The organism is Chryseobacterium oranimense, from assembly GCF_900129755.1.
Taxonomy (GTDB): Bacteria; Bacteroidota; Bacteroidia; order Flavobacteriales; family Weeksellaceae; genus Chryseobacterium; species Chryseobacterium oranimense.
In genome coordinates, this window is sequence record NZ_FQWT01000001.1 from 477,972 (window position 1) to 494,826 (window position 16,855).

Genomic DNA, 16,855 nt, shown 5'->3' on the forward strand with positions numbered 1-16,855 from the left:
TGACAGTCAAATTTATGTCTCCGTTATGGGAACTTTATTTGCAGTATTTTTCATGAAAGAGCAAAACACATTCCGTTTCCCTACAGTACTGCTTATTTTCATCACTTACTTCAGCGGTTACCTTTACACTAAATATCAATATACCAGGCATTTTATGAAAATCCTGGTTCTGAATGCGGTGGCGGGTATTATCTGTGCTTTTCTGATCATTCACAACCATAATGAGATCAGACTTTTGAAATGGTTCATCATTGTAGTTCTGGGACTGCTTTATAACAGCTTTTTTCTGGATGTTTACATCCGGAAGATTCCATTGCTGAAGGTATTTTATGTTGGGCTGGTCTGGGCACTGGTCAACTGCTGGCTTACGCTTCCGGAATTTAGCTTTCCGATATTCCTGATCAGTTTCTTTTTTATAACGGCACTCGTATTACCTTTTGATATCCGGGATATGGGAAGCGATACGGTACAGACTTTTCCAAAACTGATTGGAGTACAGAATACAAAATATATTGCCTACATACTTGTCTTTATCAGTATACTTCTTGCTGCATTTTATCTTAAACCTGTTTATGATACAGCCTTTTTTTTATCAGGAATCATTACGTTTATTCTGATCTATTTCTCTGAAAATAAAAGAGATGACACCTATTTTTCATTCTGGGTAGAAACCTGTTCTGCACTTCCCTTTTTATTTTTACTAATAATGGAGTATTTTTGACGAATGATTATCAAAAAGCTTTCCCTTTACAATTTCAAAAACCATTCGGAGAAGAAGTTTGAATTCTCTCCGCAGATCAACTGTTTTGTGGGAAATAACGGTGCCGGAAAGACGAATATCCTGGATGCACTTCATTATTTATCCGTAGGAAAAAGCTTTTTGGGCAATACGGATCTTAACAATATTAAAAGAGAAGAAGATTTTTTTACCATTGATGCTGAGATTCTGAACGAAGACAGCCAAGATATCATTAAAATCTCCCAGCCTAAAGAGGCTAAAAAGATCATTAAAAAAAATGATAAGAGTTACGACAGGCTTGCAGACCATATCGGCTACCTACCAAGTGTAATGATCTCCCCCTATGATTCGAACCTGATCTCGGATTCCGGGGAAAGCCGGAGAAAGTTTCTGGACTCTATGATTTCCCAAACGGATTCGGAATATCTTTTTGACCTGATCCAGTATCAGAAAACGGTTCAGCAAAGAAATGCACTTTTAAAATATTTTGCCAAAAACAGAACCTGGGATAAGGATTCCCTGGAAATATATGATGCTCCTATCACAAAATTCGGGACCAGTATTTTTGAGAAAAGAAGAAATTTTGTTGAGAAACTCGGGCCCATTGTTCAGAATTTTTACAGAATTATTTCCGGAGGAAAAGAGGCGGTTTCGGTTTACTATCAGTCTGATTTAAGGGAAAGCTTTGACTCTGCTCAGCCTGACAAAGCTTTCCAGCAGCTTTTAAAAGAAAGCCTTGAAAGAGACAGGATGCTGACCTATACTTCAAAAGGTATCCACAAAGACGACCTTATCTTTGAGATGGATCACGTGCTGATTAAAAAAATCGGATCACAGGGGCAGCAGAAATCTTTCCTGATCTCTTTAAAACTGGCCCAAATGAGTCTTATTAAGGAATTAACAAAAAAAACTCCGATTTTGTTGCTTGATGATATTTTTGATAAGCTCGACGATACCCGCGTTTCGCAATTAATCGAATTGGTTAATCAGGAAAGTTTCGGACAGATTTTTATTACGGATACACACAGGGAACGCACGGAAAGTGTGGTGAAGAAGATTAACGAAGAAAGTATAATTTTTGAGGTTTGATACCTCAACCCACATCATGAAGAAGAATAAAAAACGTGAATTTCAATCCTCGGAACTTGTAAAATCTTTTGCAAGGATTCATGGTTTTGAGCATAAGCTGATTGCTTTTGAAATCAAGGATTTTCTTGAAGATTATCTGGATGAAAGCCTTTTCAGTGAGATCAAAAGCGTTAATATTGAAAATAAATGTATTATCATTAAGATTGATTCTCCTATCCTGAAACATGATTTCCAGATGCGGAAAAGCTTTTATCTTAAAAAATTTCAGGATAAGTTTGGTGAAGATAAATTTAATGACATTCGTATTGTATAGATTATTAAAAATCAATCGAAATACAGAATTTTCAGATTAAATTAATACATTTGGATGCTAAACAAATAAATCACGTTACTATGAAAAAGTCAATCAAGAAATTAAGCAGAGAAAGATTAAAAGAAATTGCAGGTTCCGGAGCAACAATATGCTGTCAAACAGTTTGTGCCACCGGTGAATGTACCTACTATACTACACTTCCAGCTAAGTGTCCCATAATGGAGCCTTGCATATAGGCAAATGCAAATTATAAATTTGTTAAATAGCTTGAATTAACAGGTGTTAATAATTAAAACGTTCCTTTCGGGAGCGTTTTTTAATATAGGTAGATTAATGTTCCTCGGATTTACTGGAAATCGTACTGCTCATTAAATCATCTGCCTTTTTATCCAGCCCTGAACGCAGCGGAAGGAAAAACTTGAACGGATGCTTTACAAAATATTTGAAAATCTCCCTGTAGATTTCGCTCACCTGTCCGAAGTTCATTTTTCTCGATCTGAACGCCAAAAACATGGATAATGAAAAGCTTACTAGGAAGTTGAAAAATCCTATCAGAAAAACAGTAATGAATGAGATCCAGAATGTATAAGAATCCACTGAAAAATCTTTCCCGTAAAGTCCTAAAGCAAAGTTTCCGGCCGCAAAAGTGATGTGCCTGATATCAAGATCTAACCCGAAAAACAAACCTACGGGAGCTGTTGCCCCTAAAAATACCCCAAACCAGAAGTTGGAAACAATTCCCGGCCAGTTTTTAGCATAATATTTGGATAAGTTTTTCGCAAACTTTTTACCAAAAAAACTTCTGATGGAAAGGTTTTTTGCAATCCTTTCCGGAATCTGGTAGAATACGGAATTGTTCCCGATATTTCCTGAAATGATCCCTGAAATAAACAGGTAAAATCCTGCAATACTTGCATGCAAGATAGCTTTTGACTTGAACGGATCCAGGTCTTTCAATAATTTATCTGATCTTTCTACCGCCAAATTCTGGGAGAAAAATACATCCAGACCATAAATAATCGCCAGTGCAATTGGAAATGAAAGCAGCACATTCCCTACAAAAGCAATGAACTGGCTTCTGAAGAGCTTGGATACAAGATGGGCAAATTCGGTATTATTACGTTTACTGTTGCCTTCTTCAGACAGAACTTTCGTCATCGTCGCCGCTGTCATGGCAGGCTGCTTGGTCGCAAGGGTAAAGCCCATCAGATAGATCATAACGAACCCCATGGCATAGTTCATTGAATATAAAAACGCATGGGAGAAATCACTTCCGGGAATATATCCGTAAAGCATTTTCAGGACGCAAAGTGCTCCTACAATGATCCCACCTCCACTGGCTTTATAAAACATCGTCATATATTCCTTCCGGGTGGAAGTGATATAATGGGTGCCGGTTTCTGCCGTGTGATTGGTAATGAGATGCGAGAGCAGACGGGTACTGTCGTTGATCAGGTCTGCAATATTGTTTTTGTGAGATTTGTAATTGAGTATATTAAAAATCAGCTGCTTCGATTTTATGGTTATATCCTCTTCACTGTCGATCACCAGGAGCTGTACAATCTCGTAGATTCTTTCAGTCTGCTGGCGGATTTTAAGCAGTGACTGGTTGATTTTGCCGGAAATTCCATATTTGGCAGAGTTTTTAAAAGCAATATTCACAAATTCATGACAATGCTCTGTATAAATTTTGATCTGCTTGTAACGGCTGTCTTTGGAGTGCAGCTGCAATCCGGGATCTTTCTTGAGGTCTTCAGTAAGCGCCTCTAACTCATTCTGAAGAGCAAGAAAAGGGTTGTCCAGATTTCTGTACTGTGGGGCCATTCTTACCACCTCTACTTCCATTGCCATCCCAGTTACTCTCCATGAAAGAATATTCATTGAAAAGATCAGCTCTTTTTTGACGTTAGGTTTGGTGATGAAATCTGAAGCATCGAGAATTTTTAAAAACTCGTCAATTTCATTTTCAGGAAGGTTGTGAAGATATTTCAGATCCGATTTGGGTCTGAAACTTACATTATCAATCATATACCACACCGTTTTTTCATTTTCCACGGGCGGCAGTACTTTATTAAGGATTCTTTTTTTTAATTCCGGGAAAAAAGCGTTTTCTGAAAGAATATTGGCTTCGGTAAGAGAAAGGTTGAATGGCCTGTCTTTAAAGATATTATGAATGTAATGTTTAAAATTCTCAGCAAAATCCGGATTATTTCTCAGAAAATTAAGAACAGTTGTAAAATCTGCCCTCTTAATGCTCTCTAAAAACTCGGCAAATGGTTCTAAAGAAATAGTTTCGTTCTTAAAAGAGAAATATTTTTTAAGAACTGATTCAAAATTTGTGCTGGAATTAAAAAATTTCATTGGGACAAAGATACTATTTCAAACTCACATTCCTCATCTGTCTAAGGATCCAATTGTGCTTCTTTCTCAGGTAAGGGGATGGATTTTTAGGATCGTATTTCTTGGGATTAGGTAATACAGCTGCAATCCAGGCTGCATCCGAAGCACTTAAATCCTTGGAAGATTTTCCAAAATAATACTGCGCCGCTGCTTCTACCCCGAATACGCCCTGCCCCATTTCAATAGAGTTCAGGTATCTTTCCAGAATGATATCCTTACTCCATACCTTTTCAATAATGAAGGTGTAAATAGCCTCCAATCCTTTTCTGAACCAGCTTCTTCCCTGCCAAAGGAAAACATTCTTCGCTGTCTGCTGGGAAATGGTGCTTCCTCCACGTACTCTTTTCCCTTTCTCGTTATTCTTCATTGCCTTTTCAATGGCTGTATAATCAAATCCGTTATGGTTGAAGAATTTCTGATCTTCAGAAGCAATCACCGCCTTTTTTACATTATTTCCCATTTCATCATAGGAAATATAATCCCTGTGCAGTTTTCCAAACTCGAAAAGGCCTCCGATCTGCGTAATGGTAATAGGCGGATTAAAAAACCTGCCCCAGATAATAAAAAATACATTCAGAACAAGAATAATAAAAATGGCCTGCTTAATTTTTTTCCACATAATTTCTAAAAAGGACTACAAAAATAAACAATTCGCCTGAGTTATTGAAGTTCTTTCATATAGGTCAGCTGATATTCCGGAAGAAGTTCAGGGTGAAAGATCTTGATATAGTCTTTCAGAATAAGATCAGCTCTCACAGCACCACTTTCAAAAAAATCATTGGCTTTCTTCCTTTCTTTTCCTGCAATGGTATAAATTTTTCCTTTACTGAACACATCCAGTTTTCCATAAAAGGGATTGATTGTCAGCATTTCCTTTTTTGAGGCATGACTTCCGGCATTTACCCAGTACTGCACTCCTCCTGACTTGGCATACACTTCTTCAAAGCTCATCGTGAGAGATTTTTCGTCTTTGTTGTCTTTCATGATGTAAGAAGCATTGGCATCTTTAATATAGTTGGCTACCGATGTTTTCCCGCCCGGCAGATACCAGACGTCTCCATACATTTCATTGCTCAATACCACAGGTTTATCTTTCGCTTTTAATGCCAGCTGTTTCAGGTCATTGTAATTTTTTTCAATTTCGGAATATTTTGCGTCGGCCTCTTTTTCTTTCCCGAAAAATTCACCAAAAAGCTTAATGTATGCCGTTTTTTCCAGAGGAAGCTGTTCCATATATTCATCCAGGAAAACCACCTGGATTCCATTATTTTTCAGAAGCTGATAAGCATTATCGAAGCTTGCAATATAATTGGTAAAAACAGCATCAGGCTTCATGGAAATAATCTTTTCTATATCATATTTCTGCTCACTTCCTACATTCTGAATCTTACCTTCTTTTAACAGGCTCTGAATTTTTTCAGAATAAATGTATTCCGGGCTTGAAACCCCGATGATCAGATTTTCTGCTCCCAATTCAGAAATATATCCCGCCATGCTCGCATTTAAAAGGATTATTTTCTTAAAAGGAGTCTGATTGGATTTAAAATTATAGGTAAAATTCCCCGTTTTAAGTTCAATGTTCCCATCTTGTTCTTTAAATTGGGTACGGGCTGAGATCTGGGTCCAGTCTGAGGACGAAATTTTTTGTTCTCTTTTACAGGAGATTAGCGCTATAACTGTAAATAAAAGTAAAATTCTCTGTTTCATCTTTCAAAGAACGGAAAAAAGTGCTATATTTGCAAACCCTTACACAACAAGGAAACAACGGGCTCGTGGCGCAACTGAATAGCGCATCTGATTACGGCTCAGAAGGTTACAGGTTTGAATCCTGTCGAGCTCACAAACAACAATATGCGCAAATTGTCTAAATTTGCGCATATTTATTTTACACAACTCATGATCAATCAGTTATTTTAAAATTGATGAGTCCATACAGCTAACTTTTAAGAATGGAAGCGATCTATTACCTGCAAATTATAAGGAAAGCACCATTTTACAACAGTTTCATTGAGTATGCCATAACAAAAAATTATCTGGCAAGAGTTGCTTCAAACTCTACCTTTAAAGTTTCAAAAAGAGATTTGACTTCCAAAACGGTACTAGTTTGCTGTACCTGATTTTTGCTGAGCCACTGCTGTATAACATCGAAATTTTCAAATAATTCAGAAGAATCGGTGGTATAAATATTGAGACGAACGAGATTTTGAACTTCATATCCACTCGATTGAATAACTTTTTCAAGATTTTCAATAGTATGAAAAATCTGCGTTCTCATATCAGCATTACTCGATATTCCCTCTTCACTGATGGCACATTGCCCCGATACATATAAAGTTGAATCTGCATGTTTAACTTCAACTGCCTGCACATAATTTCTGGCATCCTGCCAGCTCCAGGGATTGATTACTTTCTTTTCCATTGTCGTAAATTTATTGTGAGACAAAGCTCTGGATATTTTCACATTCCTTCGTGTGACAAACCTCACAATTAAATAAAATCAAGAAAACAGACGGCTTAAAGTCTCTCTGGAAACACCAAGGTAAGAAGCAAGCACCAATTTTGGAATTCGCTGTACCAAGACGGGATTTCGGGTTATCAGCTGTTCATATCTTTCTTTAGCGCCAGAAGTTAAAAATGACAGTATTCGCTGCTGAGAACCTATATGACCCGCAATTGATTTGCGCAGGAAAAAGCGTTCCATCTTCTGAAGATTGTTGCACATCCTTTCAAAATTTTCCAGCGATAGGCATAGTAATTCTGTGTCCTCCAAACATTCTAAAGTAAATGAAGCATCGCCATTGGTATAAAAGGCCTGAATATCTGATTCCCACCAATCTTCCATGGCAAATGAAACAATATGCTCCTTACTATTCTCATCTGTATAATAGAGCTTCAGAAGGCCGGACAATACAAAGTATATATATTTTACGTTTTCACCCTCCTTAAAAATACAATCGGATTTTTTATATTCTTTACGAATGAAGCTCTGCTTTACAAATGCAAATTCTTCTTCTGTAAGTGCTACGATTTTCTCTATATGCACTTTTAACAAATTATATTTATCTTCCATTGAATTTAAGTAGATAGTTATTCATTTCTAGTATCGCAAACTCTTTATCAGTTTAAATCAAATATACAGCTATATAATAATGACTTTAACACCTTTGTCTGTGAAGCGCTAAAGTAGATAAATATAATACATAGGACAATTACTGCTATGTTATTAGTGTTTAAGCAACAGCAAAGATTAATTGAATTGAGCTCTATATTGCTGTGGACTTTGTTTGGTTTTTAATTTAAACAACCTGCTAAAGGATTGAGGCTGTTCAAAACCTAATTCAAATGCGATTTCAGAAATACTAAGATCTGTGGCAGATAACTTATTCTTTGCCCGATAAATCATTTTATCATGAATGATTTGCTGGGTGTTTTGACCTGTAAGGTTTCGCAACAGATCGCTTAAATAACTTGCTGACATATGCAGCTGATCAGCCAGATAATTAACGGTAGGAACTCCTCTACTCAACACCTTATCGCTATTAAAATAATCCTCCAATAACTGATCGATGCGCCCGGCTATACTCGGATAGTTCTGTTTCCGGGTCAGAAACTGCCTGTTATAAAATCGTTGGGCATAATTTAGCAACAGTTCAATCTGCGATATGATCACATTATGACTCATGTCGTCTATACGGTTCTCAAGTTCATCTTCTATATTCCTGAAAAGTGACAGGATGGTTTCTTTTTCTTTGGTCGAAAGGTGCAACGCTTCATTTGTTGCATAAGAGAAAAAGTGGTACTGATGGATCTTTTGTGCCAATGGATATTGCAATAAAAAATCAGGATCTATAAGTAATGTGATCTGTGGACTCAGTTTTTTTTGTTCCGCAGTTTCCTCTTTATTATTCTCTTCGATAGATGAGAGAATTTGCTGAGGAGCCACAAAAAACAAACCGCCCTCTTTAAAATCAAATTTGGTATGACCGTAGATTAATTCTCCTCCGGTGTCTGGTTTAAAAGCTATTTTATAATAATTCAATACATGCGATTTATCAGGGGCACGACCTTTCAGCGGTTTGTCTACACCGTTTAACAAAACAATTAAAGGATGCTTTGGGGGCGAAAAACCAGAGGCCTCCATTACGTCAGCCAGCGTATTAAATCTTTTTACGGTATGATTCGATTTTTTTGAAGCCATGTGATAAAAATTCTAGATTACAAGTTAAGCAATATTCGCTTTTCTTTTGTGAGGAAAAGTGAATAAAAGCATGTCAAAACATCATAGATGAATTAACCTTGGGCTGCTTCTGAAATAGTTCTCCAGGTTTCCCATTCCTGGATGCGTTCAACATAGATTTGTTGGATATGTGGCAAATCGTTTTTACCCAAGAGTAGTCTCAACGGTGGATTTTCAGCATCCACAACGGCAAATATAGCATCGGGAGTGGCCATAGGATTTCCCCGTTCCAGTTTTTGTAAATTTTTCATTAAACTGCTTTTCAAATTATCATAATCCCCTAGTTTTTTGCCGGCTATTTTTAACGATTCAGCACTGCCAAATTCAGTATTATAAGCTCCCGGTTCAATCAGCGTTACTTTGATGCCAAATTCTGCAACTTCCTTTGATAAGCTATTGTAAATCGCCTCAAACGCAAATTTTGAAGAACAATAATAACCGATTAGAGGATTACTGTAAATGCCAACGGCACTGGATGTTCCCAAAATATGGCCGTGACCCTGGGCCCGCAGTATAGGTAATGCTGCCTGAATTACATGGATAGGTCCTATAATATTGGTTTCATACATGGCTTTTACCTCATCGGTACTGCCTTCTTCGATGGTGCCCACCAGAGAATATCCGGCATTATTGAGTACAATGTCTAATCCTCCAAAATATTCGTTGGCTTGGCTAATAGCGTTTTGCACTTGGGAGGCATTGGTTACATCCACTTCAAGAATCAAGACCTGATCGCCATACGTTTCTTTTAAGGCTGTAATACTATTGATATTACGTGCTGTAGCAGCTACTTTGTCTCCGCGTTTCAAAGCGGCTTCTGTCCATATTCTTCCAAATCCTCTTGAAGATCCTGTAATGAACCAAACTTTTTCTTTCTGTTTATTTTCCATTTTTTAATTGTATTAATCTTAATGCAAAGTTGCTCCTAAACAGATATACTTGCGTTGCCGGAATGAGGATTATCCTAACCAAAACAAAGAAAAACGAACTGCTGGTATTTGGGAACCGTAGAACCCAAAACATCTATCCTTACCACATGGAAAATCAGCAGGAATTATTTAAATCTAAACATTTATATTCGGTTTAAATGATTTGATTTTTTGGACACTTGCAATCATTGTTATAAAATCGCCTGCCCTTTTGAACAAAGTTAATTAGGCCTTTTGAACAAAGCAGAGCAGGTTAAGCTTCTCTAATTTTGTCTCAGTAATAACAATTAAACGTATTCAAAATGGAAAAGAATAATTATCAGGGAGCTCAACAACAACCTATCGGTTCTGGCTTCAATGCAAAATCAACAACTCATGATGTCATTCAAAACATCGATCTTACCGGGAAAGTTGCCATAGTTACAGGTGGCAATACCGGAATTGGACTGGAAACCACAAAAGTTCTCGCCGCAGCAGGAGCTACCGTAATCGTACCTGCACGTGATATTGAAAAGGCAAAGAAAAATCTGGAAGGAATTGCCAATGTGGAAATTGCCGCAATGGATTTAATGTCACCCACCTCTATTGATGCCTTCGCGGAAAACTTTATCGCGTCAGGAAGACCTTTGCATTTACTCATTAACAATGCGGGTATTATGTGGGTACCATTACGTAGAGATGAACGGGGTATAGAATCCCAGCTGGCGACCAATTATTTAGCTGTGTTTCAACTCACCTCCGGATTATGGCCTGCACTTAAAAAAGCCAATGGAGCAAGGGTTATTAATGTTTCTTCCCACGGTCATCATTTTGCGTCTTTTAATTTTGATGATCCTAACTTCCTGCATAGAGAATATGAAACTTTACAGGGCTATGGACAGTCCAAAACTGCAGTCAATCTTTTTTCGATGGAACTGGACGTGCGGGGACAATCTTCCCATATCAGAAGCTATGCGGTTCATCCCGGTTCTATTGGCGGAACAGAATTAGGCAGGGAAGCTCCACTGGAACTATTTCAAAAAATGGGTTTCATGGATGCAGATGGCAATATGTTACCTGAAGTAGCGGCCTCGTTAAAAACCGTCCCACAAGGAGCTGCTACAACAGTTTGGTGCGCTACCACTCCATTACTTGAGCATATTGGTGGAGTCTATTGTGAGGATGGGGACATCGCAGTACTTTCATCAGATATTACCGACCAGAAAGGAGTAAATCCTTATTCACTGGATGAAAACAATGCCAAGAAACTATGGAAACTGACTGAAGAGATGACTGGGATCACCTTCAATCCATAAATCCTGATAATTCTCTGCATGTTTTATTTAACTCAATCCTGAAAAACAAAAAAAATGAAAAATTTAAAAGGCAAAATAGCCGTTATTACTGGTGGTAACAGCGGTATTGGCTATGCCACAGCCAAAAAGCTAAAAGAAAACGGCGCCCACATTATCATCACCGGAAGACGGAAAGAAGCTATTGAGAAAGCTGCTGATGAATTGAATGCAACAGCAATGATTGCTGACCAGTCAAAATTAAATGACATAGAAAATCTGGTCAGTCAGGTAAAGGAACAATTTGGAAAAGTTGATATCTTGCTTATCAATGCCGGCATTACAAAATTTTCCACCATTGAGCAGACAACGGAAAGTTTATTTGACGAAATCATGAATGTGAATTTCAAAGGAGCCTTTTTTACATTAAGCCGCTTTATTCCGTTACTTAATGATGGCGCTTCTGTCATTATACTTTCTTCTACTTCTGCAACCATTTCGCCACAAAGCGCTTCTATATATGCCGCCAGTAAAGCTGCCATCAATGCAGTTGTAAAAATAGCGGCACTTGAACTGGCTTCGAGAAAAATACGCATTAATGCTGTAAGTCCAGGCCCTATAGCGACAGAAATTATGGATAAAATCGGTTTAAATGAAGAATTGGAAAATCATCTGATACAAAGCATTCCAATGGGAAGAATGGGAAAAGCAGAAGAAGTCGCTGATATGATCCATTATTTAACAAGTGAAAATGCAGGTTTTCTGACCGGAGCCAACTTTCTGGTGGATGGCGGACAATCTATATAGAACTGATTACAATCATAAAAGAGAGGCAAGATAGCCATTTTGCTTCTCTTACGATTAACAATGAACTTTTAAACAAAGTAAATGATGTTATTTCTTATCTTTACCTTATTGATTTCTTTCTTAAAAAAGCAAAAATCATGGAATACCAAGCCCGATACATTACAAAAGATATAAAGCTTTCAAGCTACGAAGACAAGTTTTTCAAATCGGACATTATGTTTGACGAGCATATGCTGGTCTGGTTCCTTTCAGGAGAAACCAAGATTGTACAGGCTGATGCAACCTATATATTTGGAAAAGGGGATATTTTTCTAATTCCCAGAAATCAGTTGGCTACTATTATCAATTACCCTAAAGACGGTGAACCCCACAAAACCGTGGTCATGCATTTATCATTGGAAACATTAAAGAATTTTTATGCAGACAAGAATATAAACCCTCAACCCAAAAATTCACCGAAGATTTTTTGTTTCAATAATCATCCTCTGCTGGAAAGTTGCCTGGCATCGCTTATTCCCTATTTTGACATGAAGGACATCCCTGTGGATATTGCTTCCATTAAAATTACCGAAGCCATCAGTATTCTCAGAACCCTGAACCAGGAAATCGATCATGTGCTTGCTAATTTTGAAGAGCCCGGAAAAATCAATCTTGTCGACTATATGGAAAAGAATTTTATGTTCAATCTTCCGCTGGAAAAATTTGGTTACCTCACGGGCAGAAGCCTTACCACATTTAAGCGGGATTTCAAAAAGGCTTTCACGATGACTCCACAACGATGGTTAACACATAAACGTTTGGAACTTGCCTATTATCAGCTTACAGAAAAGAAAAAAAGGCCATTGGAAGTTTGCTATGAGGTAGGATTTGAAAACCTCTCCCATTTTTCATTTGCTTTCAAAAAGCAATTCGGGATTGCACCGAGCTCTTTAGTCCCTTAAATTTTTATAGTTAAAATCTTCTACCAATCAATTTCTATAGCTACAATCTATATTGTTGTTAGATTACTGACTTGCAATATTCGGCTAATGAAAACAAATGTTTTTTAGGTAACGATATACTATAATGTACCATAGGTTTGGTTGTATAAAATGAAATAAATTATGGTACACTAAAGTATATAATTTCATTATTTATTACTGTTAAGTAAAGCTGCTATTTTCTTACTGATTTCAACTGCGGCAGGACGATGACCTGCTTCCAGAGCCACGACTGCTATAGAAGCGTTCAACTGAGGGATGTAAACAGCATCTGTTCCCAATCCACCTCCGTGATTATACCCTAAAAGCCCTGCATACTTGATTTTGCGAATACCAAGACAATAGTTGATTTCCAAATTTGGCGGTACATCAGTTGTCATCTGAGCGAGAACATTTTTGTTTTTGATAATCTTACCATTGAATAGCTGCTGAAAGAACATAGCCATTTCTTTCACATTGGTTACGATTCCACCTCCGCCATACAGATCCCATGATGGATCCAGATTGTACGTGTCCCATCCAAATTGATCCCAATACTGATGCGCCTGTGAAGCTATATTTTCAGGTGCATTTTCAAATTTTGCAAATCGGGTAACTTTCAAACCTCGCTTTTCATAGCCCAGCAGTTTTCTCATCGTTTTGTAATACGGCTGGTGTGTTACACTCTCAATAACTTCGGTAAGTAATACAAAGTTGATATCGGCATAGTGAAAACCTTCGCCGGGATCTGACAACGGTTTGCCTAGTCCAGCTGCTCTTGCGATCTGCTCTTCCCGTGTCCACGCATGTTGTGAATGTTCTCCGATAAATTTAAAATATCCTTCATCCACATAGTCTCTTATACCTGATGTATGGGATAAAAGATGTTTTAAGGTGATGCTGTTCGTATGATAGCCAGCAGTTGATAATACCTGATCAGATTTTGGAGTAAGATATTTTTTTAGCGGTTGATTGATATCCAATCTCCCTTTTTCAACCAATCGCAAGATGGTGGCCGCGACATAAGGTTTGGTTGTACTCGCAATCAGTACGGGCTGATCTGCTGTTAGTTTTTGCTTTGTTTCTCGATTTGAATATCCAACCGCATAGTTGAAGGAAAGATTTTGATCCGGGGCTTCCACATATAATGCAAAACCTACAGCTTTTGGATCGGCAGCGTAAGTGGAGTCAACAATATTTTTTATTTTTTGCTGTATATCTTGTGCGTATGAATTTGAGGCTGCGAGGATGATCAGAAATATGACCTTAAGATTTTTAACGGTGTTCATTATATTATTTTACTTTTTTGGACAGAGTTATTGAAAAGCAAGGAATAAAATTTGATTAGCTATTATTTACTGGACTTTGTAAGGTTGTTTTTTACGGTTGATGTTGAGCTTAATTAAGCTGTTCCCTAAATTGCAATGGTGTCAGCCCGGTTTTGTTTTTGAAAAGTTTGTTAAATGATTGCGGATACTCAAATCCCAGCTCATAAGCAATTTCAGCTGCAGTAAGTTCCGATGTCGACAGCTTTTGTTTGGCAACTTCGATTAATTTAGCATGAATATGCTGCTGCGTATTCATCCCGGTCATATTTCTTAGGAGATCACCCAGATAACCATATGATACATTCAACTGCGCCGAAAAATAACTGACTGAAGGAATACCTTTCTGCATTGATTCTCCTTCTTCATAATAATGGTTGAGCAGCGTTTCAAACCGCTCTATTAAAGGACTGTTTATGGCTTTTCTGGTGATAAACTGCCGCTTATAATAGCGGTTACTGTAATTAAGCAAAACTTCAAGGTATGAAATGATCAGTTCCTGGCTTGTGTCGTCTATTACCGTTTCGATTTCTTCCTTAATATCTTCAAAAATGTGAAGAACTTTATTCTTTTCTTTTTCTGAAAGATGAAGAGCTTCATTTATATTGTAACCGAAAAATCCGAATTTTTTTATTAACCTCGCAAGTGGATGCCCGGCAAAAAAATCCGGATGAATGAAGAGGCTGCGTCCACTACAAATGTCATCATCAGCCACTGCAAGAGCCTGTCCCGGAGCTACAAATATTAATCCGCCCTCATCAAAGTCATAATACCCTTGTCCATATTTCAACTTTCCTTTTAGGTTACTTTTATAGGATACCATATAAAAGTCGTGAACAAGATATTTTACTTCGGATTCCGGAGAAATGTCAGCGTGATTGACAGAAACGATAAGGGGATGTAAAGGGCTGGCAACTCCCAGCCCTCTGCATAAATCAGTAATTGACTTATAATAATGCAGTTCCTTTTTTTTAACTGATTTATCGATCATGATTTAATTTTAAGAATTTTTTTTATACATGAATTGACCGTTTAAAATTAGCTATTTTTAACTACAACGATTTACCTCGCCAATCCTTTTGCAATTTGTTTTCTGAATTCTTCAGCCCCGATGTCCAGTCTGTGCTGATACGTTGATATAGCATCATCGCCCGCCAGGTAGCGAAGCTGATCTTTACCGTCTGTTATAGCCTCATAAACTACAGAGGCAATAGATTCAGGACTTGAGAATTGAAGCGGGCTTTCACTGTTTTCAAAGCTTGCCAGAAACTTGTCAAACTGTTCTGCATAAGCTTCATGCTTGCCAACATCCAGCGACCTGCTCATAAAATCGGTAGCAATTCCGCCAGGAGAAATGGTCTTTACCTGAATATTGTGTGCGGCGAGCTCAAAAGACAGGCTTTCGCTCCAGCCCTCAATAGCCCATTTTGTAGCATGGTAAATGGAAGAAAACGGGAATGTGACCAATCCGCCGATAGAAGTTGTGCTGATAATTAAGCCACTGCTTTTTTCCCGTAAGTGAGGAAGAAAAGCCTCTGTTACACGGATTACACCCAAAACATTGGTATTGAACTGTCGGGTGATTTGTTCATCCTTGTATCCTTCCAGCGGACCTGTCAGGCCGTATCCTGCATTATTGAACACCACATCTACCGGACCAATCTGAACAGCCACCGCAACTGCCTTTTCAATAGATGAAAGATCTGTTACATCCAAAGGAAGAATATGGATGTTTTTGATTTGATCCAGTTCAGTTTCTTTTTCGGGATGCCTCATCGTCGCCATTACATTCCATCCTTTTGATGCCAGTAGTTTTGCTGTTGCTTTCCCCAAACCGGAGGAAGCCCCTGTTATGAATATCGTTTTCATTGAATCGATTATTTGGACAGGAAAATGTTGTTTGTAAACGCCTGATATTCTTCTTCAGAGGTATTTCTTCGTGCTTCCAGAATAGGCTTGATGTCGTTAGTAGGAGAATAGCGCAAGCGGTCAGTTCCATCGGTTGCAGCTTCGTAAATGGCTTGTACCACTTTTTCTACCGCATCAGCATCTGCAGCTCCCTGCATTCCACCATAAACTTTACCAATCTGCTCTAAAAAAGGAAGATAATCTTCGATCAATTGTAGACCTAAACCTTCATCACCCATACGGTTTATAAAGCTGGTTTGCAGTGCTCCCCCTGGTTCAATGATTTTTGCGACAATACCTAATGACGTCAATTCATACCTTAATCCTTCAGTCCATCCCTCCAAAGCAAATTTGGATGAACTGTAAATCGAAGCCATAGGAAAACCGATGGCACCGGCACCTGAACTGATATTGATAATAGTACCTGATTTTTGAGAACGAAAATGAGGTAAAACGGCTCTTGTTACGTCCATTGCCCCAAATACATTCACGTCAAATTGTGTTTGGATAGCTTCACGGGATGCACTTTCAAAAATTCCGAAAAGACCATATCCCGCATTATTGACTACTACATCAATATTTCCGAAGTGGTTTATTCCCTCTGCGATTGCTTTATCAATAGAATTCTTATCCTGAACATCCAATTGAGTGACAAAAATATTTTCTGACTTATCGAGATTTCCATCTTTACCGGTATCTCTCATTGTAGCAATAACATTCCAGCCTTTAGCAGCGAAATAATTTGCAGTTGCGGCTCCAAAGCCTGATGATGTTCCGGTGATCAATACTGTTTTGTTCATTTTTTTGATATTTAATTGGTTTAACACTTTTGATATTGCAAATATCTAATGTATTTTGACCATCGAATAAACCGGATT

17 protein-coding genes and 1 tRNA gene are annotated in these 16,855 nt (G+C 37.9%); 7 read left to right on the forward strand and 11 right to left on the reverse strand.

The features are described from left to right. The first annotated feature begins 25 nt into the window (after positions 1–25). Genes BUB03_RS02210 through BUB03_RS02220 form a run of 3 tightly spaced genes read left to right on the forward strand, consistent with a single transcriptional unit; the run spans position 26 to position 2,141 of the window. Positions 26–721 carry a UbiA prenyltransferase family protein gene (locus BUB03_RS02210; RefSeq protein WP_317041463.1) on the forward strand — a complete coding sequence of 232 codons (696 nt, stop codon included), beginning with the start codon at positions 26–28 and terminating at the stop codon, positions 719–721. Between the two features lie 3 nt (positions 722–724). Continuing rightward, positions 725–1,828, forward strand: a complete 1,104-nt coding sequence (gene recF, locus BUB03_RS02215) for a DNA replication/repair protein RecF (protein ID WP_073059942.1) — start codon at positions 725–727, stop codon at positions 1,826–1,828. A gap of 16 nt (positions 1,829–1,844) precedes the next feature. Then, complete coding sequence (locus tag BUB03_RS02220) at positions 1,845–2,141, forward strand: DciA family protein (protein WP_073059944.1); 297 nt, start codon at positions 1,845–1,847, stop codon at positions 2,139–2,141. A gap of 330 nt (positions 2,142–2,471) precedes the next feature. On the opposite strand, the gene BUB03_RS02225 is transcribed toward BUB03_RS02220, so the two are convergent. From BUB03_RS02225 to BUB03_RS02235, 3 genes are read right to left on the reverse strand one after another with little or no spacing between them, the layout of a single operon-like run. After that, on the reverse strand, positions 2,472–4,502 hold the full coding sequence (locus BUB03_RS02225) for a recombinase (RefSeq protein WP_073059946.1): 2,031 nt from the start codon (positions 4,500–4,502) through the stop codon (positions 2,472–2,474). A 13-nt stretch (positions 4,503–4,515) separates the two neighbouring features. Further along, positions 4,516–5,160: a monofunctional biosynthetic peptidoglycan transglycosylase gene (gene mtgA, locus BUB03_RS02230; protein ID WP_040994289.1), complete on the reverse strand. Its 645-nt coding sequence runs from the start codon at positions 5,158–5,160 to the stop codon at positions 4,516–4,518. Between the two features lie 41 nt (positions 5,161–5,201). Then, on the reverse strand, positions 5,202–6,248 hold the full coding sequence (locus tag BUB03_RS02235; protein ID WP_073059948.1) for an ABC transporter substrate-binding protein: 1,047 nt from the start codon (positions 6,246–6,248) through the stop codon (positions 5,202–5,204). A 59-nt stretch (positions 6,249–6,307) separates the two neighbouring features. Between BUB03_RS02235 and BUB03_RS02240 the strand changes: the two genes are divergently transcribed. After that, positions 6,308–6,381: transfer RNA gene (locus tag BUB03_RS02240), tRNA-Arg, on the forward strand. Between the two features lie 189 nt (positions 6,382–6,570). Here BUB03_RS02240 and BUB03_RS02245 read toward each other — a convergent pair. The 4 genes from BUB03_RS02245 to BUB03_RS02260 all read right to left on the reverse strand — a co-directional run bounded on the left by BUB03_RS02245 (position 6,571) and on the right by BUB03_RS02260 (position 9,668). Beyond that, the gene (locus tag BUB03_RS02245; RefSeq protein ID WP_040994286.1) at positions 6,571–6,960 is read right to left on the reverse strand and encodes a RidA family protein; all 390 of its coding nucleotides are present in this window, start codon (positions 6,958–6,960) and stop codon (positions 6,571–6,573) included. A 78-nt stretch (positions 6,961–7,038) separates the two neighbouring features. After that, complete coding sequence (locus BUB03_RS02250; protein ID WP_040994284.1) at positions 7,039–7,611, reverse strand: Crp/Fnr family transcriptional regulator; 573 nt, start codon at positions 7,609–7,611, stop codon at positions 7,039–7,041. A gap of 177 nt (positions 7,612–7,788) precedes the next feature. Beyond that, positions 7,789–8,739, reverse strand: coding sequence for a helix-turn-helix domain-containing protein (locus tag BUB03_RS02255; protein ID WP_073059950.1), 951 nt, complete (start codon positions 8,737–8,739; stop codon positions 7,789–7,791). Between the two features lie 92 nt (positions 8,740–8,831). After that, complete coding sequence (locus BUB03_RS02260) at positions 8,832–9,668, reverse strand: SDR family NAD(P)-dependent oxidoreductase (protein ID WP_073059952.1); 837 nt, start codon at positions 9,666–9,668, stop codon at positions 8,832–8,834. 341 nt (positions 9,669–10,009) lie between these two features. Between BUB03_RS02260 and BUB03_RS02265 the strand changes: the two genes are divergently transcribed. The 3 genes from BUB03_RS02265 to BUB03_RS02275 all read left to right on the forward strand — a co-directional run bounded on the left by BUB03_RS02265 (position 10,010) and on the right by BUB03_RS02275 (position 12,726). Then, the gene (locus tag BUB03_RS02265) at positions 10,010–11,002 is read left to right on the forward strand and encodes an SDR family NAD(P)-dependent oxidoreductase (protein WP_073059954.1); all 993 of its coding nucleotides are present in this window, start codon (positions 10,010–10,012) and stop codon (positions 11,000–11,002) included. Positions 11,003–11,056: 54 nt separating this feature from the next. After that, entirely contained in the window at positions 11,057–11,785 is a 729-nt protein-coding gene (locus BUB03_RS02270; RefSeq protein WP_073059955.1) for an SDR family NAD(P)-dependent oxidoreductase, read from the forward strand. 137 nt (positions 11,786–11,922) lie between these two features. Then, positions 11,923–12,726 carry an AraC family transcriptional regulator gene (locus BUB03_RS02275; RefSeq protein WP_073059957.1) on the forward strand — a complete coding sequence of 268 codons (804 nt, stop codon included), beginning with the start codon at positions 11,923–11,925 and terminating at the stop codon, positions 12,724–12,726. A 188-nt stretch (positions 12,727–12,914) separates the two neighbouring features. On the opposite strand, the gene BUB03_RS02280 is transcribed toward BUB03_RS02275, so the two are convergent. The 4 genes from BUB03_RS02280 to BUB03_RS02295 form a co-directional block, all read right to left on the reverse strand. Then, positions 12,915–14,033 carry a serine hydrolase domain-containing protein gene (locus BUB03_RS02280; protein ID WP_073059958.1) on the reverse strand — a complete coding sequence of 373 codons (1,119 nt, stop codon included), beginning with the start codon at positions 14,031–14,033 and terminating at the stop codon, positions 12,915–12,917. Positions 14,034–14,142: 109 nt separating this feature from the next. Beyond that, a complete protein-coding gene (locus BUB03_RS02285; protein WP_073059959.1) occupies positions 14,143–15,060 on the reverse strand; it encodes a helix-turn-helix domain-containing protein in 918 nt (305 codons plus the stop codon). A gap of 71 nt (positions 15,061–15,131) precedes the next feature. Beyond that, a complete protein-coding gene (locus BUB03_RS02290; RefSeq protein WP_073059969.1) occupies positions 15,132–15,938 on the reverse strand; it encodes an SDR family oxidoreductase in 807 nt (268 codons plus the stop codon). Positions 15,939–15,946: 8 nt separating this feature from the next. Beyond that, positions 15,947–16,777 carry an SDR family oxidoreductase gene (locus BUB03_RS02295; protein ID WP_073061274.1) on the reverse strand — a complete coding sequence of 277 codons (831 nt, stop codon included), beginning with the start codon at positions 16,775–16,777 and terminating at the stop codon, positions 15,947–15,949. Positions 16,778–16,855: the final 78 nt, after the last annotated feature.